2 protein-coding genes are annotated in these 3,426 nt (G+C 61.9%); both read left to right on the top strand.

Annotated features, from left to right (window positions below; translation table 11 throughout):
• Positions 1–2,413: error-prone DNA polymerase (locus F4V54_RS10485; protein ID WP_150387101.1), on the top strand; the 2,413-nt coding region annotated here is incomplete at its 5' end.
• A 185-nt stretch (positions 2,414–2,598) separates the two neighbouring features.
• Positions 2,599–2,736, top strand: coding sequence for a hypothetical protein (locus F4V54_RS11545; RefSeq protein WP_156959263.1), 138 nt, complete (start codon positions 2,599–2,601; stop codon positions 2,734–2,736).
• Positions 2,737–3,426: the final 690 nt, after the last annotated feature.

Genomic DNA, 3,426 nt, shown 5'->3' with positions numbered 1-3,426 from the left:
TCGAAAAGCAATCAGCGCGGCATCCGCGGACCTGCACCCGATGGGCGCGCCCTGGTTACGCTCGGGCGAGCAACTCGCGGCGATGATGCCCGACGACACGGCGATGATCGCGGAGGCCGTGAAACTTGCAGGAGAATGCGCCTTCACCCTCGACCTGGTGGCGCCTGAACTGCCGCAATGCCCCACGCCCGAGGGACACGATGAGATGAGCTGGCTGACCCACCTCGTGGCCGAACGCGGCCGTGAACGCTACGCCGCGCGGTCTGCTGACCTGCAAGAACAAGCCCTTAAGCAGATTGCACGCGAACTGCGCGTCATCGAGCAACTTGGTTTTCCCGGCTACTTCCTCATTGTCAACGACCTGGTGGATTTCTGCCGCGAGTCCAACATCTTGTGCCAGGGGCGTGGTTCGGCGGCGAATTCAGCGGTGTGCTTCGCGCTTGGCATCACCAACGTGGAGCCGATCGGCGCGCAGCTATTGTTCGAGCGCTTCCTCTCGCCGGACCGCGACGGCCCGCCCGATATTGACATTGATATTGAGTCTGGCCGCCGCGAAGAAGTCATCCAGTACGTCTACCGCACCTACGGCCGGGACAATGCGGCGCAGGTGGCCAACGTGATCACGTACCGCACGAAGGGCGCGGTGCGCGATGCCGCACGTGCGCTCGGCTACCCGCAGGGCGCGGCGGATGCGTGGTCGAAAGGCCTGGCCTCGCCCCCTGAGCGTGTCTCGTCCTTGGCTGCGCAACTCAAAGGGCAGCCCCGCCACCTGGGTATTCACTCCGGTGGCATGGTGATCTGTGACCGGCCCATCGCCGATGTTGTCCCCGTGGAGTGGGCACGCATGGAGGGCCGCTCGGTCGTGCAGTGGGACAAGGACGACTGCGCCGCCGCCGGCCTGGTCAAGTTCGACCTGCTGGGTCTGGGCATGCTCGAGGCGCTGCACCACATGATTGACCTTGTGCGCGAAACCACCGGCCGCGAGGTGCGCCTATGGGAGCTTTCGCTTGACGACGCTGCCGTGTACCACATGCTCTCCCACGCCGACGCCGTCGGCGTTTTCCAAGTGGAATCCCGCGCTCAGATGAACACCCTGCCGCGGCTGAAACCGCGCTGCTTCTTTGACTTGGTGGTGGAAGTGGCCCTGATCAGACCGGGCCCGATTCAGGGCGGATCCGTCCACCCGTATCTGCGGCGCCGTGACGGCCGGGAGCCGGTCACCTATGACCATCCGGTGCTGGAACGTTCCCTGGGTAAGACCCTGGGAATTCCACTGTTTCAGGAACAGCTCATGCAGATCGCCGTGGACGCCGCTGGTTTCAGTGGGGCAGAGGCGGACTCGCTGCGCCGCGCTATGGGATCGAAGCGGTCACCGGCGAAGATGGCGGCGCTCAAGGCCCGGTTTTTCTCAGGCTGCTGGGCGACCAATTCGATTGAGCAGGACGTGGCGGAGAGCCTCTGGCAGAAGATCGTGGCCTTCGCAGCCTACGGCTTCCCGGAATCCCACTCCCAGTCCTTTGCCTCGTTGGTGTACTTCTCGGCCTGGTTCAAGCACTACTATCCGGCGGAATTCTGTGTGGGCTTGTTGCGGGCGCAGCCGATGGGGTTCTACTCACCGCAGTCCCTCATCCAGGATGCGCGCCGCCACGGGATTGTGGTCCTGCCGGTGGATGTCAACGAGTCTGGTGTGGAGGCCCGCTGCATCGACTCCGGCACCATCCGCGTGGGGCTGAACCTGATCAAAGGTCTTGGCGGGAAGGCGGCCTCGCGCATCGAGTCTGCCCGGGCAGTTCGGCCTTTCATTGATATTCCGGACCTATCCCGCCGCGCAGACCTCACCGTGGAGCATGTCGAGGCGCTCGCCCGGGCGGGTGCACTGGATTGTTTTGGTGTGGACCGCCGCCAAGCCCTCTGGCAATCCGGCATCGCCGCCACCGAACGTGAGGGCATGCTGCCAGGCCTTTCCACCATTGAAGCGCCCGCCCTTCCCGGCATGAACGCCTTTGAACTCATGGCCGCCGACATTGTGGCCACCGGTGTTACGCCCGGCCTCATGCCCGTAGAAATGGTTCGCACGCATTTGGATTCTTTGAATATTGTCCCAGCTAGCGGGCTGAGGCGCGTCCCAGACGGCACCCGCATCCGCATCGCCGGTGTGATCACCCACCGCCAACGTCCCTCCACCGCCGCTGGCGTCACCTTCCTAGGCATGGAGGATGAAACCGGCCTCATGAACGTGGTCATCCCAACTGGTCTATGGAAGCGGCAGAAAGTCCTTGCCCGTACCGCGAAAGCCCTTATCGTTCGCGGCATCGTCGAAAATGCCTCCGGTGCCGCCAGTGTTCTTGCCGACAAACTTGAACCTCTGGACATGGGCGACTGCCTCTCCCGCGGCTCCCGCGACTTCCGGTAGAAAGGGCGCAGTGAAGGATTTGCACTCACCGCCCAGGCCGAAAATATATACGTACTGGTAGGAGAGTTTTGTGCACTCTCTCGGTCAAGTGCGATGGTTGAATCTTTCACCCACCGCCACTACTCGAAGATGCGATGACGGGGACACCAGCTTTTGGGCACCAGCTTGTTCAGAGAAATCCTTTCATGTTCGACCTCGACCCGGCAGCCTTCCAAACATGGCAAAGAGGAGAACTCCCGGGCGGTGCCGTCTTTATGCTGGATATTGACCCGTGGCTAGGCCTAGAACCAGAGGAGTTGACGCTCAGTGGCAGCACTGCTTAGCACAGTTGTCGCTTTCGCCGGGCTCATAATCGTGGTCAGTTCCGTTGGTGCTGACTCGTGGAGGTTTGTACTCACCGCGACTCTGTTGAGTTTCGGCCTCGCGCCATTCGCGGGTGACTCGCTCCAGCAGCACATCCCACACTCGCTGTAGGAGCGTTTGTCGCTCTCGCACACAGCTTCTCGACGCCTCGCCCTCCCCACCTTCAACACCCTTCTCAACCACATTGGATGGAACCGGCTGATCATTGCTCTGCGTGATGGGCAGTCCAGCGCGTCCATTCAGAACCGGCGAAGCAAAAAACTAAGACCCGTACAAGCTGCAGCTGCCGGTCATACATGGGGATTCCTCTTACATATCGCCACCGCCGCCTGGGCAGGAATTGCTGGCGCGTGGGGTTCGGCAACGGTGCTAATTGTCACCGGAATCATCGGCCACCTCTACCCAGCACTTTTACAGATTCGTGTTCTGACCCGTTGGCGCGAGCATGGACGAAGCTAAACAGCTCAACGTACCCACTATGATTCCATCCAACCGAAAGGCTTGGATAGTCTAAGCAGCAATGACTAGCAACAATATCCCGAAGGCAGCATCGTCCCACGACATTCCAGCGGTGCCTAGCCCGCCCGCCGCGCCACAACCGCCAACCCCACCCGCTGCTCCGGCACCTCCAGCACCGTCCGCGCCGGGTG

Origin of the sequence: Corynebacterium tuscaniense, assembly GCF_008693065.1 — a bacterium.
Lineage (GTDB): Bacteria > Actinomycetota > Actinomycetes > Mycobacteriales > Mycobacteriaceae > Corynebacterium > Corynebacterium tuscaniense.
This window is presented reverse-complemented; position numbering and strand designations above follow the sequence as displayed.